Below are 25,837 nucleotides of genomic sequence, written 5' to 3' on the forward strand. Positions count from 1 at the left end.
TCAAGGAAGTTCATGAACAGAAAAATGCCGCTTGTTTTTGCAAGCGGCATTTTTTTGAAAGATAGCCGGGAAAGGAGGAAGTGCCTTGGCAGTTATCATCAGCAATGTGGCGCCGGGCAGCTTGGCGGCGAAAAAAAAGATCGGTGCGGGAGATACGCTGGTTTCGATCAACGGGAACCAGATCACTGATGTGCTGGATTATCAATTCTATATTACGGAAACGGTACTGCGTTTAGTGATAAAAAGAAAAGAGGATAAACATTTCTGCGTGCTGAAGATCAAAAAGCAGCAGTACGAGGATATTGGCTTGGAATTTGAAACCTATTTAATGGATCAGCAGAGGACCTGTACCAACTCCTGTATTTTCTGCTTTGTAGACCAGATGCCGCCTGGGATGCGGGACAGCCTTTACTTTAAGGATGATGACGCCCGCCTCTCTTTCCTGTTCGGGAATTATATCACCCTGACAAACCTAAAGCAAAGCGAGATCGACCGTATTATCAAAATGAAGATCAGCCCAATCAACATTTCTGTGCACACCACAAACCCCAAACTTCGCTGTGAGATGATGCACAACCGCTTTGCAGGGGAAAAGCTTGATTATGTACGGCAGCTTTCCAAGGCGGGGATTACCATCAACTGCCAGCTTGTCCTTTGTCCGGGGATCAATGACGGGGAAGAATTAAAACGCACCCTGTCCGATTTAGGCAGCCTTTATCCCAACATTCAAAGTGTTGCCTGCGTGCCGGTAGGGCTGACAAAATACCGGGAGGGGCTTTATCCCCTGGAACGCTATCACCGGGAAACCGCGCGAGAAGTGATCCGGATCGTGGGGGATTTTGCTGAGGACTTTTATCAGAAGCACGGCACCCGGCTTGCTTATGCGTCCGACGAGTTTTATATCCGGGCGGAACTGCCGCTTCCGCAGGATGACTTTTATGAAGATTTTGCCCAGCTGGAAAATGGGGTGGGTGTGATCGCCATGCTGCGCACCGACTTCCGGGACCTGATGCGGGAACTGCCGGAGGATGGGAAGGCGCGCAATGTTTCGATCGCTACAGGTACAGATGCGGCGCCTTTTCTGGCGGAACTTGTTGACGAGGCAAAGAAAAAGTGGCATAATTTAACTTGCAGGATCTATCCGATCCGAAATGACTTTTTTGGAGAAACGATCACTGTCGCAGGCTTAGTGACAGCGCAGGATATCATCAAACAGCTTCAGGGTAAAGAGCTGGGGGATGTTTTGATTCTGCCAAACTGTATGCTGCGGCATGAACAGGATAAATTTTTGGACGATTATACCGTTGCCGATGTGGAGCAGGCACTGGCTGTGCGGGTAAAGGTGACCGGCACAGAAGGCGATGAGCTTCTGCGCGGCATATTAGAGGAAGTTTCTGAATAAGGAAGGAAAGAAGGGAAGAAAGATGGCAAAACCGATTGTTGCAGTGGTGGGACGCCCCAATGTGGGGAAATCTACCCTGTTTAATAAACTGATCGGGCAACGCCTTTCCATTGTGGAGGACACACCCGGCGTTACCCGTGACAGGATCTATGCGCCCTGTGAATGGCGCGGCAAACAGTTTATGCTGGTGGACACCGGCGGGATCGAGCCAAAAACAGACGATGTGATCTTAAAGCAGATGCGGCGTCAGGCACAGATCGCGATCGACACGGCCGATGTGACGATCCTGCTGACCGATATGAAAGACGGCCTGACCGCGACCGACCATGAAGTGGCGGATATGCTGTTAAAGACCGGGAAACCGATCGTGCTGTGTGTGAACAAATGCGACTCTGTTGGGGAACCTCCGCTGGAATTTTATGAGTTCTACAACTTGGGGCTGGGGGAACCGATTCAGATCTCCGCTGCCCATGGCCATGGGACGGGGGATTTGCTGGACGCGGTGTTTGACTTGCTTCCCGAACATGCGGGGGAAGACTACAGCGAAGAATATATTAAGGTTGCGGTGATCGGGAAACCAAATGTGGGGAAATCCTCTCTGGTCAATAAATTGGCGGGGGAAGAACGCGCGATCGTTTCCAACATTGCCGGGACGACCCGCGACGCGACGGACAGTGTGATTGAGAATAGCTACGGGAAGTTTGTATTTATTGACACGGCCGGGATCCGGAGAAAATCCAAGGTTCTGGAAAACATTGAAAAGTACAGCGTGCTGCGTGCGCACATGGCGGTGGACCGCAGTGACGTGTGCGTGATCATGATCGACGCGAACGAGGGTTTTACCGAGCAGGACAGCAAGATCGCCGGTTATGCCCATGAACAGGGAAAAGCTTGTATCATTGCCGTCAATAAATGGGATGCGGTGGAAAACAAAACTGACAAGACCATGAAAGAGATGACCGAGGATCTGGAACGCTCTTTCAGCTTTATGTCTTATGCGCCGTTTCTCTTTATCTCTGCGGCGACAGGCCAGCGGCTGAATAAGCTGTTTGAAATGATCGTCCATGTGAAGGAGCAGAACTCGATCCGTATTTCTACCGGGGTGCTCAACGACCTGCTGGCTTATTGCACGGCGCGGGTCCAGCCGCCCTCCGACAAGGGGCGCCGCTTAAAAATTTACTACATGACCCAGCCAAGCACCAATCCGCCAACTTTCGTGGCGTTTGTGAACCGGGCGGACCTGTTCCATTTTTCCTATCAGCGTTATATTGAAAACCAGATTCGGGAATCGTTCGGTCTGGAGGGAACACCGATCCGGTTTATTGTGCGGGAGCGCGACACCAAAGACACAAAATAATTTCCAAGGGGGCTTACCCGATGTTTGTGACCATTATTTGTTTGATCGTTTCCATGATCATTGCATATCTGCTGGGAAGCGTTAATTTTGCGGTGATCATCACCAAAGCCTTTGCCCATAAGGATATCCGCGATTTTGGGAGCGGTAACGCCGGAATGACAAACGTACTGCGTACGCTGGGGAAGGGGCCGGCTACATTGACCCTGCTGGGGGACTTTTCCAAGGGGCTGTTTGCGGTTTTGATCGGCCGGGCGCTGTTTACCTTTGTGGCGCAGATGCCGGATTTCTTTATTGGGGATTATCTGTGCGCGTTCTGCGGATTGTTGGGGCACTGTTTCCCGGTCTTCTTCGGATTTAAAGGCGGCAAGGGGATTTTAGTATCGGCCGGCGCTTTGATCGCGCTTTCTCCAGTTTCTTTTTTATGCTGTTTAGCCGCGTTTTTGATTTTTATGGCAGCAACAAAGTATGTGTCGGTTGGTTCGATCGCGTCGGCTGTGACCTTTCCGGTTGCGATTTTGATAAGCCGGCTGATCGGGGGCTTTGCCCACCCGTTTGCAGAGGCGGCGATGGCTTTGCTGATCGGCGGGATCGTTATCTTTATGCACCGCGCCAATATTGGCCGGCTGATCCGCGGGGAAGAAAACGGGTTTGGCAAAAAGAAACGGCCGTAACACGATTTTCGTCAATTCGACAGAAAAATATTCTTAGAAAAAAGAATATATGTAAAGAAAAAGACTTGACAGCCGGTTATACGTTGTGTATAATATGGATTGTTAAGTTTTTTCCTTTACAATCAGTCCGATTCAGAGGGAGGATCCCGGAGGAATCAAAGATGAGCAAGAATTTGGAAGTAGCCGTTTTGCTGGATTTTTACGGCGAGATGCTGACAGAAAAGCAGCGTGACTTAATTGACTTGTATTACAATGAGGATCTGTCGCTGGGAGAGATCGCGCAGCATCAAAAGATCACCCGTCAGGGTGTGCGCGACAGCATCAAGCGTGGCGAAGAATTTTTGTATGAACTGGAAGAAAAACTGGGATTGCTGAAAACTTACCGGGAAACACAGCAGACGTTTCAAACGATCCGGGATCTATCTGCGGAAATTTACCGCATCTGCGACCGGTATAAATACTCGGTTGACGTGATCCGGGATTCGCAGAAAATTTTGGAGATCGCCGAAAAACATTTAGATTAGTTCCCCTGCAATACAGGGAGTTTGATAATATGGAGGTTCGCAATGGCTTTTGAGGGATTGTCAGACAAGCTGGCCGCCGCGTTTAAAAAGTTAAAATCCAAAGGCAGGCTGAATGAGGATGACATCAAAGTTGCCATGCGGGAAGTCCGCTTGGCTTTGTTGGAAGCGGACGTAAACTATAAGGTCGTCAAAGACTTTGTCAAGGATGTCAGTGCACGGGCAGTAGGTGCTGACGTGCTTGAAAGCCTGACACCGGCACAGCAGGTCATCAAGATCGTCAACGAAGAGCTGTGCCGTTTGATGGGTAGTGAAAACGCCCGGATCAACATACCGTCAAAACCGCCCTGCATCATCATGATGTGCGGGCTTCAGGGGAGCGGTAAAACAACGCATTCCGCAAAATTAGCCAAACATTTCCGTTCTCAGGGCCACAGGCCGCTTTTGGTCGCATGCGACGTGTACCGTCCGGCGGCGATCGACCAGTTAAAGGTGGTCGGCGCAAAGGCAGAGGCGCCTGTTTTTGAACTGGGGCAGATCGACCCGGTACAGATCGCGCAAAAAGCGGTTGCCCATGCAAAAGACCATGGGAACGACATCGTGATTTTAGATACCGCGGGACGGCTGCACATTGATGAAGAATTGATGAACGAGCTGAAAAATATCAAATCAGCGGTAAGCCCGAACGAGATTTTGCTGGTGGTCGACTCTATGACTGGGCAGGATGCAGTCAACGTTGCGCAAAGCTTTGACGAAACGCTGGGGATTGACGGCGTGATCCTGACCAAGCTGGACGGTGATACCAGGGGCGGGGCGGCGCTTTCCGTTTTGGCAGTGACCGGAAAACCGGTCAAGTTCGCCGGGATCGGAGAAAAGCTGGAAGACCTAGAGCCATTCCATCCGGAGCGGATGGCGTCCCGGATTTTGGGAATGGGCGATGTGCTGACCCTGATCGAAAAAGCGCAGACAACGATCGATGAGAAAAAAACAGGTGAAATGATGAATAAGCTGAAAGAAAGCAGCTTTGACATGAACGACCTGTTAGACTATATGTCCCAGATCAAAAAAATGGGACCGCTCAAGCAGCTGGTGAATATGATCCCGGGAGTGAGCGGGAAGATCAAGGACGAGGACATTGACGACCGCCAAATGGTTCGTTTAGAGGCGATGATCACCTCTATGACCAAGGCGGAACGGGAAAATCCTAAAATCATCAACCCTAGCCGGAAACGCCGCATTGCAATGGGCAGCGGGACCAAAGTGGAGGATGTGAACCGCCTGCTCAAGCAGTTTGAGATGATGCAGAAGATGATGAAGCAGTTTGGCGGAAAAGGCGGTAAGAAAAAGCGCCGCCGCGGGTTCCCGATGATGCCGGGCGGAATGGGTTCTATGCCGGGTATGCCGATGTAAGGCGGCACTGACTATGCTTTTTACGCAAGCAGTTTTTGGATGGGCTGTGCGTGTAAAAATAGATTTGTTAAAAAAGAAAAGATTCAGGAGGTGACAGTTCATGGCTGTTAAAATTAGATTGCGTCGTATGGGAGCTAAAAAAGCACCGTTCTATCGTATCGTTGTTGCTGATTCCAGATATCCAAGAGATGGCAGATTCATCGAAGAAATCGGTTATTACGATCCGACAAAAGAACCGTCTGTAGTAAAAGTGGATGCTGAAAAGGTTCAGAAATGGATCGCGAACGGCGCTCAACCAACCGATACTGTGAAGAAGCTGTTGAAAAACGTTGCTGAATAAGAGGTAATTTGAAATGAAAGAATTACTAGAAACGATTGCGAAAGGTCTTGTTGAGAACAAGGATGCAGTAGAGGTGACCGTTGACGCCCCCAATGAAGAGGGTGTTGTGGTCTACCATCTGCATGTTGCTCAGGAAGATATGGGACGCATTATCGGAAAGCAGGGCAGAATTGCTAAAGCGATCCGTGCGGTGATGCGTGCCGGCGCCAGCAGAGTTGACCAAAAAATTGCGGTTGAGATTGAATAACGATTTGGGAAGCGGCTTCGCTTCCCTTTTTGCTGTCTGTAAGACCGCGGGAGTAAAGAGATCGCCTGCGGATTCTGAAAGGAAAGGTCCAATAGATGAAAAAAAGGTTTTTAGAGATTGGAAAAATCGTAACAACACATGGGATCGCCGGGGAAGTCCGGGTGCAGGCTTGGTGCGATACCAATGATTTTTTGACGGAATTTGATGTTTTGTATTTTGATCAGGGAAAAACAAAGCTTGAGATCGAGCGGGCAAGGACCCATAAAAATGTCGTGATTTTAAAGATCAAGGGAATTGATGATATGAACACCGCGCAGACCTTGCGCAACCGGATCCTTTATGTGGACCGGAACGACATTGAACTTCCGGAGGGCACCTATTTTATTCAGGATCTGGTCGGCTGTAAGGTGATTGACTTTGACTGCCCGGAAAAGGAATACGGGATCTTGACAGAAGTCAGCCAGACCGGTGCGAATGACGTTTACCATGTCAAGGGGGAAGATGGAAAGACCGTGCTGATCCCCGCTATCCCTGATGTGATCCAAAAAACGGATGTTGATGCCGGCGTGATCGAAATTACACCGTTGAAAGGGTTGTTTGACGATGAGGATTGATATTGCGACCCTGTTCCCGGAAATGTGTGAAGCTGTGTTAAGCGAAAGTATTGTTGGGCGTGCCCGGAAAAACGGCTTGGTCGAGGTGCACTGCCACAATATCCGCGACTATACGCTGGATAAGCATAACCGGGTGGACGATACCCCGTACGGCGGGGGAAAAGGGATGGTTATGCAGGCAGACCCGATTTGGCGCTGCTATCAGGCTGTCTGTGAAATGACCCAGGACAAGCCGCATGTCATCTACCTTTCCCCGCAGGGAAAGGTTCTGACGCAGGCAATGTCGGTGGAATACAGCAAAATGGAGCATTTGTTTTTGCTGTGCGGGCATTATGAGGGCGTTGACGAAAGGATCATTGAAAAGATCGTAGATGAAGAGGTATCGATCGGGGATTATGTGCTGACCGGGGGGGAGCTTCCGGCGCTGGTGCTGGCAGACAGTGTGATCCGACTGTGTGATGGAGTGCTATCCGGCTCGGAATGCTTTGAACAGGAAAGTCACTACAACGGGCTGCTGGAGTACCCACAGTACACCCGCCCTGAAGAATGGGAGGGCATGAGGGTGCCGGAGGTGCTGCTTTCGGGGCATCATGCGAATATTGAGAAATGGCGGATGGAGCAATCCCTGAAACGGACAGAACAAAAACGCCCTGATATGCTGAAAACATATCAAAAGGGGCTGAATTGACTTTTTGTGTTGAAAACCAATGGAAAAATGGCACAAACTGTTGAAAACTTTATAGATGATTTGCATAAACGACTTCCGGCAAAATATGTCCAATCTATAGAAAAATCTGAAAAATTTTTTAAACGATTGACGGTTTCAAGGTTTGTGATATAATAATAATTGTTCGAATCATTTTATCCTGTTAAAGCGACAGGATTGTTAGAACGGTTGTATGGTATTATGATTGTTGGTTAAGGAGAGTAACAAAAATGTACGTGAAAGATGTCGAAGTGCAAAATCAGGTTGGTTTACATGCGCGTCCTGCAACTTTTTTCATTCAGAAAGCGAATGAATACAAATCTTCTATTTGGGTAGAAAAGGAAGAACGCCGCGTAAATGCAAAAAGCCTGCTGGGCGTTTTGTCTTTGGGGATTTTGGGAGGCAATAATATTAAAATTATTGCTGATGGCGCTGACGAGCAGGAAGCTGTAGAAGGCCTGGTAACATTGGTAGAATCCGGTTTCGCTGAATAATAACAAAAGAATTAAAAAAGGACTGTCTTAGTGACAGTCCTTTTTCTTTTCTATTGCTTTATAATGTTTCCGGTTCACCGTAATCTACGCCAAAGGTTTCTACTGTTACCTTGCGCATAGCCTGGTTTTCTTTCGGCTTGTCACGGAAATCACGCGGCACATTCACAATGCGCTGTACCTCGTCGATCCCCTCAATAACCTTGCCAAATGCGGCATACTGTCCATCCAAATGTGGGGCATCGTCTGTCATGATAAAGAACTGGGAACCGGCGCTGTCCGGATGGGAAGATCGCGCCATGGAGATGACGCCGGTGGTGTGCTTCAAATCATTTTTAAAGCCGTTGGCCGAGAACTCGCCGGCAATGGAATAACCCGGTCCGCCAACGCCGATTCCTTGCGGATCGCCGCCCTGGATCATAAAGCCGGGTATCACGCGGTGAAAGATAACACCGTCATAAAATCCCTTTTTGACCAGTGAAATAAAGTTTTTTACCGTGTTCGGGGCAATGTCCGGGTAAAGCTCTACTTTAATATCGGCATTGTTTTCTGTTGTGATTGTAACGACTGGGTTTGACATGGGGAAAACCTCCTCAAAATATTATTATTGGGTCATCAGATCGCAAACTGCATTAGAAAATGCCACAGGGTCTTCGACCGGCATTCCTTCGATCAGCATGGCTTGGGTATACAACAGGTCTGTATAGGCATTTAATTTTTCTGGGTCAGTTGCAGCAAGCTTTTTCAGAGTCTCAAAAATTGGGTGCGCGGCATTGATCTCCAGCACACGCTCTGCCTTGACCTTTTGATCCGTCGGCATAGCGTTTAATACCTTTTCCATTTCCAGGCTCAAACCGCCTTCACTGGTCAGGCAGACCGGATGGCTTTTTAAACGCTGGGACAGACGCACCTTGGAAACTTTGTCGCCTAAGGCTTCTTTCATAGCTGCAAACAGGTCTTTGTTTTCTTCCTCCTGCTTTTTGATCTCTTCCTTTTCTTCTTCTGTTTCCAGGTCAAGATCTCCGGCGGAAATGGATTTAAACTGCTTTTCCTGATATTCACGCATCATCTGGATAGCAAATTCATCAATGTCATCGGTCAGGTAAAGGATCTCGAACCCTTTGTCCTTTACAAGCTCAGCCTGCGGCAGGTGCTCGATCCGTGCTACTGATTCCCCGGTCGCATAATAGATGTACTTCTGCTCCTCTTTCATGCGGGAAACATATTCCGCCAAAGAAACCAGCTTGTTTTCGCTGGAGGAGTGGAATAAAAGCAGATCTTGAAGCTGTTCCTTGTTCATGCCGTAGTTGCTGTAAACGCCGTATTTTAACTGGAGGCCAAAGTTTTCAAAGAACTTGTTATAGGCCTCTCGGTCGGATTTCATGAGTTTTGCCAGTTCATTTTTGATCTTTTTCTCAATGCTCTTGGCAATCACCTTCAGCTGACGGTCGTGCTGCAGCATTTCACGGGAGATATTCAGCGACAGGTCCTCAGAATCCACCAAACCCTTGACAAAGCTGAAATAGTCCGGCAGCAGGTCGGCGCATTTATCCATGATCAATACGCCGTTGGAATAAAGCTGCAAGCCCTTTTCAAAATCCTTGGTGTAGTAATTAAACGGAGCCTTGGCAGGGATAAATAACAGCGCGTTGTAGGTCGCAGCTCCTTCGGTTTTGCTGTGGATCACTTTCAGCGGGTCTTCAAAGTCAAAGAATTTTTCTTTGTAGAAGTTGTTGTAATCTTCCTCGCTGACTTCCTCTTTGCTCTTTTTCCAGATCGGGACCATACTGTTTAAGGTTTCTGTTTCCGTATAGGTTTCGTATTCCGGGTCGACCCCGTCCTTCCCGGTTCCTTCTTTTAATTTGGAACGTTCCATCTCCATCTGGATCGGATAACGGATATAATCGGAATACTTTTTCACGATTCCCTGAATGCGGTACTGTTCCAAAAATTCATCGAAATTCTCTTCTTCGGTGTTTTCCTTGATCTTCAGGATGACATCAGTTCCCACGCTGTCTTTCCGGCATGGTTCGATGGTATATCCGTCCACCCCGCTGGAGATCCAGCAATAGGCGTCGTCCGAGCCGTAAGCGCGGCTGACCACCTTTACTTCGGAGCTTACCATGAAAGCGGCGTAAAACCCAACGCCGAACTGGCCGATGATGTCAACATCATCTTGCATATCGTTTTCCTTTTTAAAGGCAAGAGAACCGCTTTTTGCAATGACGCCTAGGTTGTTTTCCAGTTCTTCCTGCGTCATGCCGATACCGTTGTCGGACAAGGTGAGGGTGCGGTTTTCCTTGTCCAGCGAAAGATGGATTTTAAAATCCTCACGGGACAGGGAAATACTGTGGTCGGTAAGGGATTTGAAATACAGCTTGTCAATGGCATCGCTCGCGTTGGAGATCAATTCCCGCAGAAAAATTTCATGATGCGTATAAATGGAATGGATCATCAAGTCCAGCAGACGCTTTGATTCCGCTTTGAATTGTTTTTTTGCCATATGATCTATCTCCTTTTTATAAATTCCTTTATTTTTAGCACTCTATCGCATCGAGTGCTAAAAACAGTATAGTACATTTTTCCAGTGAAATCAACCCTTTGCACAGGATTCTTCTGGAAAATTTACAATTCCAACATATTTTAAAAGCTGGGAAAAGGATAGTATTTTGCGGACTATTCTGGTATAATATAAACTATAAACCACATAAAGAGGAACGGTGATCGATTTGAAATTGGTATCATGGAACGTAAACGGGCTTCGGGCTTGTATGAATAAAGGATTTTTGGAGTTTTTCCGGGAGGCGGACGCTGATATTTTTTGTATCCAGGAAACAAAGATGCAGGAAGGACAAGCCGAGATCTCGCTGGAGGGATACCAGCAGTTTTGGAACAGCGCAGTCAAAAAAGGGTATTCCGGGACAGCGGTTTTTACACGTGTCACTCCGCTTTCGGTGCAGTATGATATTGGTGCGCCGGAGCATACCGGCGAGGGCAGGACGGTTACCCTGGAGTTTGAGGAATTTTATCTGGTAAACGTTTATACCCCAAACTCCCAACAGGAGCTGGCAAGGCTCCCGTACCGGATGGCGTGGGAAACGGCGTTTCGGGAATATGTGAAAGGCTTGGACCAGAAAAAGCCGGTGATCATCTGCGGGGACATGAATGTGGCCCATCAGGAGATCGACCTGAAAAACCCCAAGACCAACCGCAAAAACGCAGGATTCTCTGATGAGGAGCGGGAAAAGATGACCGAGTTGTTGCAGGCCGGCTGGGTAGACAGCTTCCGTTACCTTTATCCAGAGGCGACAGGGGTATACAGCTGGTGGTCCTACCGGTTCCAGGCACGGGCAAAGAACGCGGGGTGGCGGATCGATTACTTTTTGGTGTCGGAACGCTGGAAAGACCGGATTCAAGACAGCCGGATCGACACGCAGGTTCTTGGCAGCGACCATTGCCCGGTGGAACTGCTGTTAAAATGAAGATGTGGGAACCGGCCATTTAAAAAAGGAAAGACTGGGTGATGACCGTGAAAGCTTTACGGGAAAAATGGATCACATTTTGTAAAACCTTTGCAGGGGCTTATGAGGACTACCCGTTTCGCGATGAAAACTGGACGATGATGCGGGCGGCAAACAAAAAGACTTTTGCCGCAATCTACGAACGGGGCGGGCTGTTGTGCATCAATGTAAAATGCGAGCCTATGCAGGCGGATTTTTGGCGGGAGGTATACCCGGCCGTGATTCCAGGCTACCATATGAATAAAGTGCACTGGAACACGATTTTGCTGGACGGCAGTATAGAGGATGCTGCGGTGGAAGAAATGATTGCGCACAGCTATGGGCTGGTGCAGCCAAAACGTCCGGAAAACCGTAAAAAAGCAGGGAAAACAGTTGACATTACCGGAAAAGGGTGTTATAATAATAAAAGTTGAATAAAGGAAGAAAGGAAAGACCAGGAAATATCCTGGTCTTTCCTTTGCATTAGAGAGGGAAAAGGAGAGGGTTCTTTTCATGAAGGGAACAAAAAAGAATACCGCGGCCATGGTATACGACCTTGCGAAGCCCATTACTGATGACGTTGGCGTCTACTTGTGGGATGTGCGCTTTGAAAAGGAAGGCGCGTCCTGGTTTTTAAAGGTGATCATCGATAGCGATGAAGGGATCACCTTTGACGACTGCGAAGCGGTGAGCCGCCCATTGAGCACTTTGTTGGATGAAGAGGACTTCATTGAGCAGAGCTATTATTTGGAGGTGTCTTCCCCGGGCGTGATGCGGGAACTGCGCAAGCCGGACCATTTTGAGGTATGCATCGGCGACGATGTTTTGGTAAAGCTGATCCGTCCTGATGAAGCGGGACAACGGGAATTTCACGGTGTGCTGACCGGTTATGACGATGGGCGCTTTACCATAGAAGCAGACGGGCAGGAAAAAGAATTTGTGCTGAGTGACTGCGCGTTTGTCAAGCTGGATGATGATATAGAATTTTAGGACAGGGAACAAGGAAAGATTTTTAGAGAGGAATGGTTGGAAAATGAATCAGGATTTTTTTGAGGCATTGGCTTTGCTGGAGGCGGAAAAAGGGATACCGGTAGAAAGCATTCTGGATAATATCAAGAACGCGATCAATGTAGCGGTCAGAAAATATTATACCGTGGGCGAAGACAATGTTGTGATTGAGATAAACAAAGATGAGAACAAATTTAAGGTTTCTATCGTTAAGGACATTGTGGAAGAAGTGGAAGATGAAAGCAGCCAGGTCAGCCTGGAGGAAGCTCTGGAAAAGAATAAGCGCGCCAAACTGGGCGGCAAACTTACCACGAAGCTGGATACCAAACAGATCGGCCGGATCGCGGCGCAGTCTGGGAAAAACTTGATCCATCAGGCTATCAATGACGCGGTGAAAGCACAGATGTACCAGCAGTACCAATCCAAGCTCAATGAAGTGGTCACTGCTACCGTGCAAAAGATCGAACCCCGCACCGGGAATGCAACAGTAGAGATCGATAAAAACGAAGTGATTCTGTTTAAAAATGAACAGATCCCAGGTGAGACCCTGGTAGAAGGGCAGCGGGTCAAGGTGTATGTCAGCGATGTCGTGAGCACCGACCGCCGATGTTCTATCAAAGTATCCCGTACCCACCGCGACATGGTGAAACGCCTGTTTGAACAGGAAGTCCCAGAGATTTTCGACGGCACTGTGGAAGTAAAGGCGATTTCCAGAGAAGCCGGCTCCCGGACAAAGATCGCGGTCTATTCCAAGGACGATCAGGTCGATCCGATCGGCGCATGTATTGGAAACAAGGGGATGCGAGTGGCGAATATCGTGAGCGAATTGCACGGAGAAAAGATCGACGTGATCCGCTACAGCGAAGTCCCGGAGGAATTTATCGCGCAGGCGCTGTCCCCGTCCGACGTCTTGAAAGTTGAAATCATCGACCCCGAAGCGAAGGTGTGCCGGGTCACTGTGCCGGATAACCAGTTATCGCTGGCGATCGGCAACAAGGGCCAAAACGCCAAGCTGGCGGCCCGTTTGACCGGCTATAAGATCGACATTAAACCGGAAAGCGGCTTCTATGGCGAGGAAGAAGACGAGGTCGTTTCAGAAGAAGCATAACAATAACAGGAGTGGAGAACTATGCAGGGAAAGCACGGAGTAAAAAAAGTGCCGATGCGCAAATGCATTGGCTGCAACGAAATGAAGCCGAAAAAAGAATTGGTTCGTGTTGTGAAGAATAAAGAAGGGGAGATCTCCCTGGACTTGACCGGAAAAAAGGCGGGACGGGGCGCATATTTGTGCCAAAATCCGGATTGCCTGGCTGCGGCACGGAAGCACCGGGGGCTGGAACGGGCTTTTTCCTGTAGGATTCCTGATGAAATATATGACAGGATGGAGAAAGAACTGAAAGAGCATGAATAAACTGATAGAGAGCATCACGTTTTGTAAACGGATCGGTGCCCTGACACTGGGCTTTGACCCTGTTCGGGAAAGTATGGAACAGGGAAATGCGAAGTTAGTTCTTCTAGCAAGTGATCTTTCTCCCAAAACAAGGAAGGAAGTAGCGTATTTGTGCGGCAGGTATGCTGTGAAAAGCTTGCCAACCCCGTTTACATTAGACGAATTTTGGTATTTGGTTGGAAAACGGGCGGGGATCATTGCCGTAACACAAGAAGCATTTGCTGAAAAGATCCGTACTGTGATAGAAGATGAAACGGACCGTTCAGAAAGATTGAAGGAGGATGCCGAATATGGAGATTAAATACAGACTGCATGAAGTCGCAAAGGACTTGAATGTTCCCAACAAGGAGATCATTACCCTGATCGAGGAAAATTTTGGGGAAACAAAAAAACATATGACCGCGTTGACGGAGGAAGAACTAAATTTTGTGTTTGAACACTATGTGGCAAAAAAGGGTGTTGTTGAAAATTTAGACGCTTATTTTGCAAATAAAGAGAGGACACAGCCGAAGCAGGCGGCACCGAAAGCCGAAAAAGCTGCGCCAAAGGCTGCCGCCAAGGCGCCGGAAAAACCACAGCGCCCTGCCCCGGCAAAACAGCCGAAACCGCAGCAGGCAAAGCCGCAGCCAAAAGCAGAAACAAAGGAACCGGCTCAGCCAAAAGTGCATAACGCACATAATAAACAGCAGGACCGCAATCGTTTTGAAACGGCTAAAAACGCCTCCCTGCACAATAATAAGCCGCAGCAGGCAAAGAAATCACAGCCGGTACAGCAGGCCAAAAAGCCGCAGCAGACACCTGTGACCGCACCGAAAATGGCGGAAAATACAAAGGATTTTGAAAAAGTAGTTCGCCATGTGGATACTTCTAAGGTCGAGGTCAACCTGGATAAATACAACGAAAAATACGAACAGATCGCTCCGGCCGACCGCTTTAACAGCGGTGTGAAAAAACAGAAATTCGGCAATAAAGCCGCACAGCGCCAAAAAGCGAAATATTCCAACAAACGGGAAACGGAAGCAGAAAAGCTGCAGCGTTTGGCATTGCAGCGCGCAAGAAAACAGCAACTTACTGTACAGATCCCAGATGAGATCGTAGTATCTGAACTGGCAAGCCGGCTGAAGGTAAACGTGACGGAAGTCATTAAAAAACTGATGATGCTGGGCGCTATGGTTGGACAGAACGAAGTGATTGACTTTGATACCGCTTCTCTTGTAGCCGAGGAATTGGGCGCTAAAGTAGAAAAAGAAGTGATCGTTACCATTGAGGAACGGCTGTTTGAGGAGGAAGAAGACGCCGAGGAAAACCTGGAAGAAAGAAGCCCGATCGTGGTTGTAATGGGGCATGTTGACCACGGAAAGACCTCGATTTTGGATAAGATCCGGAATGCTGACGTTACCTCCACCGAAGCGGGCGGGATCACTCAGCATATCGGCGCGTATCAGGTCAACGTCCATGGAAAGAATATCACCTTCTTAGATACACCGGGACATGAAGCGTTTACCGCAATGCGTTCCAGAGGAGCGTTGGCAACGGACATCGCGATCCTGGTCGTTGCGGCTGACGACGGGATCATGCCGCAGACGGTAGAATCCATTAACCACGCAAAGGCGGCAAATGTCCAGATCATTGTGGCGATCAACAAAATGGATAAACCGACTGCAAACCCGGAACGTGTGAAGCAAGAACTCACCGAATACGGCTTGGTGCCGGAAGAATGGGGCGGAGATATTGTTTGCTGCCCGGTTTCTGCACTGACCGGAGAAGGTATTGACCAGATGCTGGATATGGTATTGCTGACGGCTGATATGCTGGAACTGAAAGCAAATCCGAATCGTTTGGCTAAGGGAACCGTTATCGAATCCCGTCTGGATAAGGGCCGTGGCCCGATCGCAACGCTGCTGGTGCAGAACGGAACCCTGAAAAGCGGCGACGTTTTGATTGCCGGGACTGCTGTTGGACGTGTCCGTGTGATGACCAACGATAAGGGGCTTAAGGTAGATGAAGCCGGCCCGTGCGTACCGGTCGAGGTAGCCGGCCTTGCAGAGGTTCCGACCGCGGGAGATGAATTTGCCGCAGTTGCGAACGAGCGTCTGGCAAGGGAGCTGGTTGAAAAGCGGAAACATGAACAGAAGGAAGAGCAGTTCAAGCAGTACCAGAAGGTTACCTTGGATAATTTGTTTGACCAGATGAAAGAAGGCGAACTGAAAGAACTGCCGATCATTGTCAAAGCAGACGTGAACGGTTCTGTAGAAGCAGTGCGCCAGTCCTTGGAAAAACTCAGCAACGATGAAGTACGCGTACGGGTGATCCACGGCGCGGTAGGCGCTGTCAACCGTTCTGACGTGATGCTGGCACAGGCTTCCGGCGCAATCATCATCGGATTTAACGTCCGTCCGGACAACAATGCCCGTGAAATGAGCGAGGCTGGGGAAGTGGAGATCCGGCTGTACCGTATCATCTATGATGCGATTGACGATGTAAAACTAGCGATGAAGGGGCTTTTGACTCCAAAAACCCGGGAAGTGGAACTGGGGCGTGCGGAAGTGCGTCAGGTTTACAAAATTTCCAATGTTGGCACTGTGGCCGGATGTTATGTTTTGGACGGAAAAGTTGTAAGAAACGCTTTGATCCGTGTTGTGCGTGACGGTATCGTTTTGGTAGAGGATAAGATCGACTCCTTAAAAAGGTTTAAGGATGACGCCAAAGAGGTTGCGCAGGGGTATGAATGCGGGATCGGTTTGGATAAATTTAATGATATTAAAGAAGGAGATATTTTAGAATCCTTCATGCTGGAAGAATATATTGAAGAATAATCAGTTAAGAAGCCGGGGCCGTTTGGCCCCGGCTTCGGAAAAGGAAAGATATGGCAGGATTTAAAATTGGAAGAGTGACACAGGATATTAAAAGGGAACTGAGCGCTATTTTGCGCGAGCTAAAAGACCCGCGGATCTCCTCGATGCTGAGTGTGGTGAAGGTGACGGTATCCAACGATATGTCGCACTGCAAAGCTTATGTCAGCGCCATAGAGGGAACGGAAAAAACCAAAGAATCGGTAGAGGGGTTAAAAAGCGCTACCGGCTTTGTCAAAAGGGAATTATCGAACCGCCTGCACCTGCGCAAATGCCCGGAGCTTACCTTTGTGGCGGATGACTCGATCGAATACGGGGCGCAGATCAATCAATTACTGGAGGGGCTTCATAAGGACGCTTCAGAAAAGGAAGGTTTATAAGTTATGACGGCAAGTTTGCAGGAGATCGCAGCATATTTAAAGCAGAAGCAGGATATTTTGATCCTCACGCATCAAAATCCGGATGGGGATACTTTGGGAAGCGCATTAGGGCTTTACTATGCCTTGCGCAGCTTGGGAAAAAGGGCGACGGTGCTCTGTTCTGATCCGTTTCCCAAAAAGTTTTGTTATCTGTTTCAGGGGTATGAGGAGGACGAATTTGAACCAGATTGTGTTGTCTCGGTTGATATTGCCTCTCCGCAGCTTTTGGGAGAGCGTCTGTCACAGTACGACGGGCAGATCGACGTTTGCATCGACCATCATGGCTCCAATAATATGCAGGCTGATCTTTTGTTTGTAGATACGCATGCGGCCGCAGCTTGCGAGATTCTTTACCGCTTGATCCGGGAACTGGGCGTGCCGATTGATGAGCGGATCGCAAACTGTTTGTATACCGGCATTTCTACTGATACGGGCTGCTTTAAATTTTCCAATACCACAGCCGATACGCATCGTATTGCAGCGGACTTGTTTGAATACGGCTGCAATTATGAGCCGATCAACCGTGCGCTGTTTGATACCAAATCTAAAAGCCGGATCGTTGTGGAAAAAAGTGTGCTGGAGACCATGGAATTTTATTGTGAGCACCGGATCGCTTTGATCGTGATCCCGCAGGACCTAGTACAGCGCACGCAGATCGACCCGTCGGAGTTGGATGGGGTCTCTGCGATCCCGCGTCAGGTAGAGGGCGTAGAGATCGGTATTACCATGCGGGAGCGTCCGCAGGGCGGTTACCGGGTGTCTGTTCGCACCAGCCAGTTCGTAGACGCGGCGGAGATTTGTGCAAAGCTGGGCGGAGGCGGCCATGTCCGCGCTGCCGGATGTACGGTGGACTTGCCTTTGGAAGAGGCAAAAAAGCGTTTGCTTGAGGTCGTCATTCCGTATTTTGAACAATAAAAAGGCGGACAGAATTACTGTCCGTTTTTTACAGGAGACTGAGGATAGATGGATGGGATCATTTGTATCAATAAGCCGTCAGGCTGGACTTCATTTGACGTAGTGGCGAAGATTCGAGGGATAACAAGAACCCGCAAGATCGGCCATGCAGGAACGCTGGACCCAATGGCCACCGGAGTTTTGCCGTTGTTTTTTGGAACGGCGACAAAATTGTGCGATATTCTGCCCAACAGTGAGAAAGGATATTTGGCGGATTTTCAGCTTGGCTGTACGACAGATACCTTAGATATTACCGGAACTGTTTTGACAGAGCAGGAAAGCCATGTATCAAAAAATCAGGTGGAGGCGGCGCTTGAAAACTTTCGCGGGGTCATTTCCCAGCTTCCGCCGATGTATTCGGCAGTGCAGGTCAACGGTCGGCGCCTGTACGACATTGCGCGGGCCGGGCAGACTGTGGAGCGCGCCCCGCGCCAAGTGGAAATCAAAAAACTGGATTTGCTTTCCTTTGACGAGTTGGCGCAGACCGGGCAGTTTCGGGTACTGTGTTCCAAGGGGACCTATATCCGTTCCCTTTGCAGCGACCTTGGGGAAGCATTAGGCTGCGGCGCAGTACTGACGGCGCTTGTCCGCGAATGTGCAGGTGATTTTATGTTAGAGGATTGCCTGACGCTGGAAGACGTGCAGACTTTGATGGCTCAAGGAGATCTGGAAGACAAGATGCTTCCATTAGACCGTGTGTTTCAGGGGCTTAAGGCGATCCACCTCAATGAGATACAGGCAAAGAAATTTCAAAATGGAGTGAAGCTGGACCTGAACCGGGTCCATTATCGCGGGCAAGATGAAAGTTACCGGGTATATGGTCCGGGAGATACCTTTTTGGGGCTGGCAAAACTGGATTTGGAAAAAATGGAATTAGTGATAGAAAAAATGTTGAAGAGAAACTAGGGGTTGGCATGAGGGTTTATCGTGATTTGAATACAGAAAGCCCGGCAGGCTCTGCTGTGGCTTTGGGAATGTTCGATGGGGTCCATCTAGGGCATCGCCGGGTGATTGAAGCTGCGGCGGCGCACCGGGAGGAGTGGGCTGTTACCGTGTTGACTTTTGTGGCACGCCGGGAACGCCCGGATAAAAAGCTGTTCCAAAAGGATATTTTTACGCCGGAAGAACGGGTCCGGAGATTGTCCCTGCTGCCTGTAGACATGGTTTATATGCCCGATTTTGAGGAGATACGAAAGCTGTCTGCCCAGGAATTTGTACATCAGGTTTTGGGGGAAATACTTCACGCGAAAGTGATCTGCTGTGGGGAGGACTACCGGTTTGGGAACCATGCCGCCGGGAATGTGGAACTGCTAAAGCGTTTAGCAAAAGACATTTGTGCAAAGGTACAGGTTGTCTCCCCTTATTTGGACTGCGGCGAGCCTGTCAGTTCCACACGGATCCGCAGGTATTTGTCAGATGGAAATATCGTGTCGGCCAACCGTCTGTTGGGGACGCCCTACACAATAGAGGGAACCGTTGTTTATGGCAAACAGATCGGACGAACTTTGGGTTATCCTACGATCAATCAGGAGTTGGATCTGTATATCTGTCTGCCAAAATTTGGGGTCTATATCTCTTCAGTGCTTTTAGACGGAGAAGAATATCCCAGCATTACAAACATTGGGGTCAAGCCTACGATCGCAGGGGAACGCCAGCCTCTTGCTGAAACGCACATTATCGGGGTCGACCAAAACCTGTATGGGCGAAGACTTACCGTAAAGCTGCATCAATTTATCCGTGGGGAAGAGCGGTTTGAGGATCTGGAACAGCTGTCGGACAGTATTCATCATGACATTGAAAAGGCTCGCCATTTTTTTAAACGAGAAACGAATTGACATCAGGGATAAAATATGATAAACTAAAAAAGCTGTAGTATACGCAGCTTATGCGGATGTGGTGGAATTGGCAGACACGCTAGATTTAGGCTCTAGTGGGGCGACCCATGCAAGTTCAAGTCTTGTCATCCGCACCACGATGGAGTGACGAAAAAGATGTCACTCCATTTTTTTCAGTATCCATGCGAGTTTGCGGGCTTTTTGGGAGCAAAATTCGAAAAACCGTTTTACCGTGGATGTCCAAAAATAAACCAAATAAAATAGCGAGAAAGCGGAGCTTCCGCCTGGATTTTCAGGCCGGGAGCTCCGCTTTTTTCGTTTGTAACTTTTTGATCCACTTTGGGTATCCGATCATGTCATACCGGGATTTGATAGGAGCACCTTGTTTTGGTGTGCTCTTTATTTCCGCCTCTGGGTTTCGTACTGATAATCGGACATGTACAGTATATCCCAGCATAATCAGCAGCTAGGCTTCAGTTTTGTTATATGTGGGCTATAGCAAGAAAAGACACCGAGAAACAAAATGTTTCTCGGTGTCTTTTTCACAGTTAAATATTTGAAAATGGTAGCAGGCCTATTGGTTTGCCCTGTATCATTATTTGTTGATAGGCTTGATATGCAGAGTATATGAAAACTGAGTGTCATCAAACCGATATTGTGGCAGCAATTCTGGTCCACAGCTATTTGATCCTATGCCGCTCATTTTGTAGTCAAGGCAAAGTACGTTGCTGTCGTTGGGAACAAGCTCATAGCTGTGTGCTTTTGCCGTTAGCTCCTCCTGCGTATAGCGTGAGAAGTTAAAGCTGAATGGACGGTCGGCCCAGCATAACAGTTTGTTTCCAGCTAGGACATAGTCGCATCCAAAATGGCTGGAATTTTCCTGCGGGCGGAGATAGTTTTCATGCATATCCGCGCAGTCTGCAATAAATTTACCTAAGAATGTCGACTGGTGCTTGTCGCAGTAGCTTTCCCACGGGCCAAAACCAAAATACTCGCATGCAGAATCCTCTTTCGGCAGGAAAAGCCGCAGGCCAAAACGCGGTAAAAACGGAAGGATGCCGTTTCGGGCGCCGTCTAGCTTCGCAGTGAGCGTCCCGTCTGGAGCAATGCGCCACTCGGTTTCCAAAGATAAGCTGTGGCAGCGGGCGACTGACGCCAAAGAAACCCTGCTTCTGATCACGACATCATTTCCCTCTACCGCACATGTGGGAGCATAAGCACGGGAAACCATGCGCTGATAACCAATTTCTTCCCATTTTTCGCGAATATACCGGTCATTGTCAGTTGGGGCACGCCAAATATTGTATTCCATAGGTTTCGTGATCAGTTGTTGATTGTGTGCTGTCATAGAACGGAATACTCCGGTGAGGGGATCAAATTCGTACCGGAAATCATTGCCGTACACAATAATGGAGGTATCATTCGCTTCAAAAACAGGCGGTGCGGCGACCTTTGGCGTGTTTTGCAGCTGTTGCAGTCTTAGGTTTTTCGTTCCGTCTTTTGCCAGATCAAAGCATTCGACCCCTAACAAATGCCCTGCTGGAAGGGCACCGTTAGCGCTGTGCTGTATGGTTTCCACCCGGAGTACAAAATGACCTTCTTCCTTTGCTTGCAGCGGGAGATTAAAGGACTGATACCCGTGCGGTTCAATCTGAAGTTCCTGTGGTGCTATTGTTCCCCGCTGTACTGGTTCGCCATCCCGTTCTAGTACCCAATGGACCTCGGCGAACTCAGATGCATTTGTAAAGTCCCGGATATTATGCAGTGTAAGGGTACAACCTGATTCATCAAAGGAAGCTCTGAGTGGGCGCTGTACATTTTTAAATTCCCGTAAACCGGTGTGCGGTGTGCGGTCAGGAAAAACAAGTCCGTCCATACAAAAGTTTCCATCATGAGGAAATTCACCAAAATCTCCGCCGTAGCAATAGATTGGCTGGTTGTTCATCGCTGTTCCTTTATAGACAGCGTGGTCGCACCATTCCCAAACAAACCCGCCGCAGGCAGTGTCATATTTTTCAATGACCTGATAATAATCCTCGATGTCCCCGGGGCTATTGCCCATCGCATGGACATATTCGCATTGGATGAATGGTTTGTCAGGCTTGTTTTCACAATAGGTTATCATGTCTTGGACAGGCGCATACATTTTGCTGTAAAGATCGAGTGGAGCGAAATCCGGCTGATAGTCTTTGGCTGGATAGCTGGCCCCTTCATAATGGGTAAGACGGGTAGAATCTTTTTGTTTGGTCCAGTATAACGCTTTTTCAAAGTTTACGCCATAGCCTGATTCATTCCCCATGCTCCAGATCACAACACACGCATGATTTTTATCCCGTTCTACCAAAAGCTGTACGCGGTCTAATATGGTGGTTTCAAAACGGGGATCATGTGCCAGCAGCGCCGAAGTGTCGCCGGCATAATCACAGCTTTGGGTACAAACGCCATGGCATTCCTGATCTGCTTCGTCAATGACATAAAAACCCATCTCATCGCAAAGCTCATAAAATACCGGTGCATTGGGATAGTGGGAGGTTCGGATCGCATTGATGTTATGCAGTTTCATCAATGTCAAATCCTGTTTCATTTCGTCCAAGGTGACGGCAGAACCGTTGACGGCCGAACTTTCATGACGGTTCACACCGCGGAACTTGATCGCTTTTCCGTTTAAGCAAACGACCGTATCCTTGATCTCTATGTTGCGGATCCCCACCCGGACCGGGATCGTTTCTTCTGCGCAGACAAGCAATAATTTGTATAAGGCAGGCTGTTCTGCGTTCCAAAGCGCCGGCTGTTCCAGCGAAAAGCACAGCTTCCCCTTAGAAATATTTTGGCGGGCGATTTCTGTTCCCTCCGGAGAGAGCAATACCCCCTCTACTGGAACCTCCTGATGAAAAAACGCGATCTCAATGTTGATCTCTCCGCTGCCGTCTGCCAAAACCGGCGCAGTGACCGTAAAATCGGAGATCCCTTCATAAGGGCGTTCCAACAAATAAACTTCCCGGAAGATCCCGCTCATACGGAATTTATCCTGATCTTCAAAGTAAGAACCGTCACACCATTTCAGCACTAGGACAGCCAGAGTATTTTGTCCGGCTTGGAGCAGCTTTGTCACGTCAAATTCACTTGTCGAATGGGATACTTGGCTGTACCCCACAAATTTTCCGTTGAGCCAAAGATAGAACGCCGAGTCGACCCCTTCAAAATTTAATAAATAGCGGCGGTTCGGCTCAGGGAAAAAGGTAAAATCACGGAGGTATGCGCCGCAGGAATTTTGCGCCGGAACATAGGGTGGGTCATATGGAAATGGATAGTTGATGTTGGTATATTGATGCTGGTCAACGCCGTAATTTTGCCAAACAGCAGGCACTTGCACTGAAGTAAAGCCTGAACGCAAAAAATCAGGCGTCCAAAAAGCATCTTTGAGCAGCCGCACATTTTCATACCAGCGAAACTGCCAAGCACCGCAAAGGTCAAAAAAGCGTTCCGACTGGCCACGGTCTTCCGGGTTTGCGGTTTTTGCAGCGCTTTCGGAAGAAAAAGGGATAAAATAAGCGTGCGGGGGCGTGGTTCCAAGATGTAAAACATCCAGATTTTCAAAATAGTTTTCAATGATCATAAATAGCCTGTCCTTTCTGATCCGGCCCTGCTTCAAAGCTGTTTTTTTGCTCTGCCGCGTTTTAAACAGGAAACGGAAGTACAATAGATATTACTATTTTTTACTATTATAGCATTCGCCCTATCCTCCTGTCTAGTTGTTGTTTTATCGGCGGCACAGATCGTAAACAGGGTGGAAAATCCCCTTCTTCCAACAAAATGGCTTCCAAAAAGCATAGAAGTATTTTAAAATCCCCAAACTTTTTCAGATTATCTTCTAAAGAAACTTATATTTTTTCTTGTCCCGTTCCGATATTCTAAAATTAGATTGATCATTCGAGATCGGTTTTCCGAGATACATCTGTTATGATTGAAACGGAGGGAAGAGAAATGAAAAGCCTAGTAGTAGAAGAAGGCGGAAAACTTTCGTTTGCGGAGCTGCCGCAGCCGGAATATGGGGAGTGCCAGGCATTGGTCAAGCTTAAAAGCTGCGGGGTGTGCAACGGGACGGACATGAAGCTGATCCATGGGACGTTTAAGAACTTTGACACCTATCCGGCAGTGCTGGGGCATGAAGGCGTTGGGGAAGTAGTCGAAGTAGGAAGCAAGGTAGAGAGCTTTCAGAAAGGGGATCTGGTGCTTTTGCCGTTTTTGGAACAGGGCGCCAACGGATATGAGCCCGGATGGGGCGCGTTTTCTGAATACGCAGTTGTGGGGGACTGGAAAGCATATGTGAAAGCGGGAAAAGGCCCGGGGACACCTGAATTTTCAGAATCCTATTATGCACAGACAGTGATCCGGAAGGAGGACAAGATCGACGCGGTAGGAGCGGCGATGGTGATCACCTTCCGGGAGGTACTGAGCGCTATCCGCAGGTTCGGGATGAAAGAGAATGAAACGGCAGTCGTGTTTGGGACCGGCCCGGTAGGGCTGTGCTTTATCCGCTTTTTAAAGCTGTTGGGACTGAGCACGGTAATCGCGGTAGATATCCATGAGGAAAAGATCCGGCAGGCAAAGAAAATGGGAGCGGACATTGCCCTCAACAGTACTATTGCAGATGTGAAGCAGGAAGTGAGAAAACTGTTTCCGGAGGGAGTAGACTATGTGGTCGATGCGGTTGGGCTAAACCAGCTGATCTTGCAGGCGATGGAACTGATCCGGTATAACGGGAAGATCTGCTGTTACGGGATCTCGCCGAAATTGGGGATGGATTTGGATTGGAGCCAAGCCCCGTATAACTGGGATCTGCACTTTGTACAGTGGCCGTCCAAGAAAGAAGAGGGAGAAGCGCATCACCAGATCATGGCATGGATCAACATGGGTGTGCTTGATCCATATGACTTTATCTCTGATGTGATGCCTTTTGAGGAGGCCGTCAAGGCATTTGAAAAGGTGGAAGCCCGGGAACCGGGACTGAAAAAGATCGTGATTAAATTTTAGAAAGGAAAGGTGATCGTATGCAGACATCAACATTGTTTTCTGTTTTGCCGGAATACATCTGTACGCCGGATGGGATGGAAATAGACCGGGAGGGAAACCTAGTGCTGTCCTGCCCTAACTATGCCGATGATAACCTGTCGGGCTGTGTTGTGAAATTAGACCGGGAAGGCAATGTAAAGAAATGGTTTGATGTGCCGGTGCTGGAGGAAACGGGCGTGGCGCGCAACATGGGGATCGCGTTTGATAGTGAATACAACGTTTACCTGTGCGATAATCAGGGATGGAGCGAAAAAGAAGATGTGCTGTTTAAAGGACGGGTACTTAGACTGAAAGTGACAGATGAGGGAGAAATTTTAGAAACAAAGGTGGTAGCCTATGGGATGGAACACCCCAACGGGATCCGGATCCGCGGAAACTACATGTATGTCACACAGAGCTATCTGCATCCGGTCAAGGACCCGTCGGGAAAACTGGTAAGCTGTGTATACCGCTTTGCCTTAGATGATGAAAATATTAAGATCACCAATACACTGGAGGACCCCAATATCCTGACCACCTTTCTTACCCAGAACCCGGACTGCCAGTATGGCGCTGACGGGATCGCCTTTGATAAGGAAGGGAACCTTTTTGTGGGCAATTTTGGGGATGGGGCCGTTTACAAGATTACCTTTAACGAGGACGGCTCTGTGAAAGAGAACAAATTGTTCGCGCAGGACTTTTCACAACTGGAAAGCACAGACGGCATGGTGTTTGATGAAAACGGGAACCTGTATATAGCTGATTTTTGCGCCAACGCCATCGGCATGGTAACACCGGATGGAAAGGTGACCCGGATCGCTCAAAGCCCGGACAGCGATGGACTGCATGGGGAACTTAACCAGCCGGGGGAACCGATCGTATGGGACGGGCGGATCATCGCTTCCTGCTTTGATCTGGTGACCGGGCCGGGAAAAGTAAATACAGGTCACAGCATGCCGGCGACCCTTGCCCAGCTTGAATTGGAACGCTGAGGAAGAATAAAGCCCC

26 protein-coding genes and 1 tRNA gene are annotated in these 25,837 nt (G+C 48.7%); 24 read left to right on the forward strand and 3 right to left on the reverse strand.

Features of this window, described 5'->3' with window-relative positions; all coding sequences use genetic code 11:
- Positions 1-61: 61 nt before the first annotated feature.
- The 10 genes from CIB36_RS10840 to CIB36_RS10885 all read left to right on the forward strand — a co-directional run bounded on the left by CIB36_RS10840 (position 62) and on the right by CIB36_RS10885 (position 7,762).
- Positions 62-1,402, forward strand: a complete 1,341-nt coding sequence (locus tag CIB36_RS10840) for a DUF512 domain-containing protein (protein WP_267872667.1) — start codon at positions 62-64, stop codon at positions 1,400-1,402.
- Positions 1,403-1,424: 22 nt separating this feature from the next.
- Positions 1,425-2,759, forward strand: a complete 1,335-nt coding sequence (gene der, locus CIB36_RS10845) for a ribosome biogenesis GTPase Der (protein WP_093989560.1) — start codon at positions 1,425-1,427, stop codon at positions 2,757-2,759.
- A 20-nt stretch (positions 2,760-2,779) separates the two neighbouring features.
- Positions 2,780-3,430, forward strand: a complete 651-nt coding sequence (gene plsY / locus CIB36_RS10850) for a glycerol-3-phosphate 1-O-acyltransferase PlsY (RefSeq protein WP_093989561.1) — start codon at positions 2,780-2,782, stop codon at positions 3,428-3,430.
- A 161-nt stretch (positions 3,431-3,591) separates the two neighbouring features.
- On the forward strand, positions 3,592-3,954 hold the full coding sequence (gene ylxM, locus CIB36_RS10855; RefSeq protein ID WP_093989562.1) for a YlxM family DNA-binding protein: 363 nt from the start codon (positions 3,592-3,594) through the stop codon (positions 3,952-3,954).
- A gap of 42 nt (positions 3,955-3,996) precedes the next feature.
- Positions 3,997-5,361, forward strand: a complete 1,365-nt coding sequence (gene ffh, locus CIB36_RS10860) for a signal recognition particle protein (RefSeq protein WP_093989563.1) — start codon at positions 3,997-3,999, stop codon at positions 5,359-5,361.
- 100 nt (positions 5,362-5,461) lie between these two features.
- Positions 5,462-5,701, forward strand: a complete 240-nt coding sequence (rpsP, locus tag CIB36_RS10865; RefSeq protein ID WP_077533131.1) for a 30S ribosomal protein S16 — start codon at positions 5,462-5,464, stop codon at positions 5,699-5,701.
- Between the two features lie 13 nt (positions 5,702-5,714).
- Positions 5,715-5,948 carry a KH domain-containing protein gene (locus CIB36_RS10870; protein WP_093989564.1) on the forward strand — a complete coding sequence of 78 codons (234 nt, stop codon included), beginning with the start codon at positions 5,715-5,717 and terminating at the stop codon, positions 5,946-5,948.
- 95 nt (positions 5,949-6,043) lie between these two features.
- Positions 6,044-6,562: a ribosome maturation factor RimM gene (rimM, locus tag CIB36_RS10875; RefSeq protein ID WP_093989565.1), complete on the forward strand. Its 519-nt coding sequence runs from the start codon at positions 6,044-6,046 to the stop codon at positions 6,560-6,562.
- Positions 6,552-7,250 carry a tRNA (guanosine(37)-N1)-methyltransferase TrmD gene (gene trmD / locus CIB36_RS10880; protein ID WP_093989566.1) on the forward strand — a complete coding sequence of 233 codons (699 nt, stop codon included), beginning with the start codon at positions 6,552-6,554 and terminating at the stop codon, positions 7,248-7,250. Before rimM ends, trmD begins: the two co-directional genes overlap by 11 nt.
- A 248-nt stretch (positions 7,251-7,498) precedes the next feature.
- Entirely contained in the window at positions 7,499-7,762 is a 264-nt protein-coding gene (locus CIB36_RS10885) for an HPr family phosphocarrier protein (protein ID WP_093989567.1), read from the forward strand.
- Positions 7,763-7,820: 58 nt separating this feature from the next.
- Here CIB36_RS10885 and CIB36_RS10890 read toward each other — a convergent pair whose 3' ends face one another.
- Entirely contained in the window at positions 7,821-8,339 is a 519-nt protein-coding gene (locus CIB36_RS10890; protein WP_093989568.1) for a peptidylprolyl isomerase, read from the reverse strand.
- Between the two features lie 24 nt (positions 8,340-8,363).
- Complete coding sequence (htpG, locus tag CIB36_RS10895) at positions 8,364-10,262, reverse strand: molecular chaperone HtpG (RefSeq protein WP_093989569.1); 1,899 nt, start codon at positions 10,260-10,262, stop codon at positions 8,364-8,366.
- Positions 10,263-10,488: 226 nt separating this feature from the next.
- Between htpG and CIB36_RS10900 the strand changes: the two genes are divergently transcribed.
- From CIB36_RS10900 to CIB36_RS10955, 12 genes are all read left to right on the forward strand, one after another.
- Entirely contained in the window at positions 10,489-11,241 is a 753-nt protein-coding gene (locus CIB36_RS10900) for an exodeoxyribonuclease III (protein WP_093990017.1), read from the forward strand.
- A 41-nt stretch (positions 11,242-11,282) separates the two neighbouring features.
- Positions 11,283-11,693, forward strand: coding sequence for an MmcQ/YjbR family DNA-binding protein (locus CIB36_RS10905; RefSeq protein WP_093989570.1), 411 nt, complete (start codon positions 11,283-11,285; stop codon positions 11,691-11,693).
- 79 nt (positions 11,694-11,772) lie between these two features.
- Positions 11,773-12,249 (forward strand): ribosome maturation factor RimP, encoded by a 477-nt coding sequence (locus CIB36_RS10910; protein ID WP_093989571.1) that lies wholly within the window; start codon positions 11,773-11,775, stop codon positions 12,247-12,249.
- A 43-nt stretch (positions 12,250-12,292) separates the two neighbouring features.
- Positions 12,293-13,375, forward strand: a complete 1,083-nt coding sequence (gene nusA / locus CIB36_RS10915) for a transcription termination factor NusA (RefSeq protein ID WP_093989572.1) — start codon at positions 12,293-12,295, stop codon at positions 13,373-13,375.
- Between the two features lie 21 nt (positions 13,376-13,396).
- A complete protein-coding gene (gene rnpM, locus CIB36_RS10920) occupies positions 13,397-13,678 on the forward strand; it encodes an RNase P modulator RnpM (protein WP_229408237.1) in 282 nt (93 codons plus the stop codon).
- On the forward strand, positions 13,671-14,018 hold the full coding sequence (locus CIB36_RS10925; protein WP_093989573.1) for a L7Ae/L30e/S12e/Gadd45 family ribosomal protein: 348 nt from the start codon (positions 13,671-13,673) through the stop codon (positions 14,016-14,018). Before rnpM ends, CIB36_RS10925 begins: the two co-directional genes overlap by 8 nt.
- Positions 14,008-16,533, forward strand: coding sequence for a translation initiation factor IF-2 (infB, locus tag CIB36_RS10930; RefSeq protein WP_093989574.1), 2,526 nt, complete (start codon positions 14,008-14,010; stop codon positions 16,531-16,533). The genes CIB36_RS10925 and infB overlap by 11 nt, the downstream gene beginning before the upstream one ends.
- Positions 16,534-16,583: 50 nt before the next feature.
- The gene (rbfA, locus tag CIB36_RS10935) at positions 16,584-16,949 is read left to right on the forward strand and encodes a 30S ribosome-binding factor RbfA (RefSeq protein ID WP_093989575.1); all 366 of its coding nucleotides are present in this window, start codon (positions 16,584-16,586) and stop codon (positions 16,947-16,949) included.
- A gap of 3 nt (positions 16,950-16,952) precedes the next feature.
- The gene (locus CIB36_RS10940) at positions 16,953-17,903 is read left to right on the forward strand and encodes a DHH family phosphoesterase (protein ID WP_093989576.1); all 951 of its coding nucleotides are present in this window, start codon (positions 16,953-16,955) and stop codon (positions 17,901-17,903) included.
- A 48-nt stretch (positions 17,904-17,951) separates the two neighbouring features.
- Positions 17,952-18,848 (forward strand): tRNA pseudouridine(55) synthase TruB, encoded by an 897-nt coding sequence (gene truB, locus CIB36_RS10945; RefSeq protein WP_093989577.1) that lies wholly within the window; start codon positions 17,952-17,954, stop codon positions 18,846-18,848.
- 8 nt (positions 18,849-18,856) lie between these two features.
- A complete protein-coding gene (locus CIB36_RS10950) occupies positions 18,857-19,777 on the forward strand; it encodes a bifunctional riboflavin kinase/FAD synthetase (RefSeq protein WP_093989578.1) in 921 nt (306 codons plus the stop codon).
- 52 nt (positions 19,778-19,829) lie between these two features.
- A tRNA-Leu gene (locus tag CIB36_RS10955) sits at positions 19,830-19,914 on the forward strand.
- Positions 19,915-20,372: 458 nt separating this feature from the next.
- Here CIB36_RS10955 and CIB36_RS10960 read toward each other — a convergent pair.
- Positions 20,373-23,393, reverse strand: a complete 3,021-nt coding sequence (locus CIB36_RS10960; protein WP_093989579.1) for a glycoside hydrolase family 2 TIM barrel-domain containing protein — start codon at positions 23,391-23,393, stop codon at positions 20,373-20,375.
- Between the two features lie 368 nt (positions 23,394-23,761).
- Between CIB36_RS10960 and CIB36_RS10965 the strand changes: the two genes are divergently transcribed.
- A complete protein-coding gene (locus tag CIB36_RS10965; protein ID WP_093989580.1) occupies positions 23,762-24,811 on the forward strand; it encodes a zinc-dependent alcohol dehydrogenase in 1,050 nt (349 codons plus the stop codon).
- A gap of 17 nt (positions 24,812-24,828) precedes the next feature.
- Positions 24,829-25,821, forward strand: a complete 993-nt coding sequence (locus tag CIB36_RS10970) for an SMP-30/gluconolactonase/LRE family protein (protein ID WP_093989581.1) — start codon at positions 24,829-24,831, stop codon at positions 25,819-25,821.
- The last annotated feature ends 16 nt before the right edge of the window (positions 25,822-25,837 follow it).

This window comes from Massiliimalia timonensis, assembly GCF_900186585.1.
Lineage (GTDB): Bacteria > Bacillota > Clostridia > Oscillospirales > Ruminococcaceae > Massiliimalia > Massiliimalia timonensis.

Excerpts from the sequence above, each read along its gene's own strand:
- rbfA (WP_093989575.1), top strand. The coding sequence starts at position 16,584 with ATGGCAGGATTTAAAATTGGAAGAGTGACACAGGATATTAAAAGGGAA.
- CIB36_RS10940 (WP_093989576.1), top strand. The coding sequence starts at position 16,953 with ATGACGGCAAGTTTGCAGGAGATCGCAGCATATTTAAAGCAGAAGCAG.
- trmD (WP_093989566.1), top strand. The coding sequence starts at position 6,552 with ATGAGGATTGATATTGCGACCCTGTTCCCGGAAATGTGTGAAGCTGTG.
- truB (WP_093989577.1), top strand. The coding sequence starts at position 17,952 with ATGGATGGGATCATTTGTATCAATAAGCCGTCAGGCTGGACTTCATTT.
- rimM (WP_093989565.1), top strand. The coding sequence starts at position 6,044 with ATGAAAAAAAGGTTTTTAGAGATTGGAAAAATCGTAACAACACATGGG.
- nusA (WP_093989572.1), top strand. The coding sequence starts at position 12,293 with ATGAATCAGGATTTTTTTGAGGCATTGGCTTTGCTGGAGGCGGAAAAA.
- htpG (WP_093989569.1), bottom strand. The coding sequence starts at position 10,262 with ATGGCAAAAAAACAATTCAAAGCGGAATCAAAGCGTCTGCTGGACTTG.
- CIB36_RS10905 (WP_093989570.1), top strand. The coding sequence starts at position 11,283 with ATGACCGTGAAAGCTTTACGGGAAAAATGGATCACATTTTGTAAAACC.
- rpsP (WP_077533131.1), top strand. The coding sequence starts at position 5,462 with ATGGCTGTTAAAATTAGATTGCGTCGTATGGGAGCTAAAAAAGCACCG.
- ylxM (WP_093989562.1), top strand. The coding sequence starts at position 3,592 with ATGAGCAAGAATTTGGAAGTAGCCGTTTTGCTGGATTTTTACGGCGAG.
- ffh (WP_093989563.1), top strand. The coding sequence starts at position 3,997 with ATGGCTTTTGAGGGATTGTCAGACAAGCTGGCCGCCGCGTTTAAAAAG.
- plsY (WP_093989561.1), top strand. The coding sequence starts at position 2,780 with ATGTTTGTGACCATTATTTGTTTGATCGTTTCCATGATCATTGCATAT.
- CIB36_RS10970 (WP_093989581.1), top strand. The coding sequence starts at position 24,829 with ATGCAGACATCAACATTGTTTTCTGTTTTGCCGGAATACATCTGTACG.
- der (WP_093989560.1), top strand. The coding sequence starts at position 1,425 with ATGGCAAAACCGATTGTTGCAGTGGTGGGACGCCCCAATGTGGGGAAA.
- CIB36_RS10960 (WP_093989579.1), bottom strand. The coding sequence starts at position 23,393 with ATGATCATTGAAAACTATTTTGAAAATCTGGATGTTTTACATCTTGGA.
- infB (WP_093989574.1), top strand. The coding sequence starts at position 14,008 with ATGGAGATTAAATACAGACTGCATGAAGTCGCAAAGGACTTGAATGTT.
- CIB36_RS10925 (WP_093989573.1), top strand. The coding sequence starts at position 13,671 with ATGAATAAACTGATAGAGAGCATCACGTTTTGTAAACGGATCGGTGCC.
- CIB36_RS10870 (WP_093989564.1), top strand. The coding sequence starts at position 5,715 with ATGAAAGAATTACTAGAAACGATTGCGAAAGGTCTTGTTGAGAACAAG.
- CIB36_RS10910 (WP_093989571.1), top strand. The coding sequence starts at position 11,773 with ATGAAGGGAACAAAAAAGAATACCGCGGCCATGGTATACGACCTTGCG.
- CIB36_RS10885 (WP_093989567.1), top strand. The coding sequence starts at position 7,499 with ATGTACGTGAAAGATGTCGAAGTGCAAAATCAGGTTGGTTTACATGCG.
- CIB36_RS10965 (WP_093989580.1), top strand. The coding sequence starts at position 23,762 with ATGAAAAGCCTAGTAGTAGAAGAAGGCGGAAAACTTTCGTTTGCGGAG.
- CIB36_RS10890 (WP_093989568.1), bottom strand. The coding sequence starts at position 8,339 with ATGTCAAACCCAGTCGTTACAATCACAACAGAAAACAATGCCGATATT.
- rnpM (WP_229408237.1), top strand. The coding sequence starts at position 13,397 with ATGCAGGGAAAGCACGGAGTAAAAAAAGTGCCGATGCGCAAATGCATT.
- CIB36_RS10950 (WP_093989578.1), top strand. The coding sequence starts at position 18,857 with ATGAGGGTTTATCGTGATTTGAATACAGAAAGCCCGGCAGGCTCTGCT.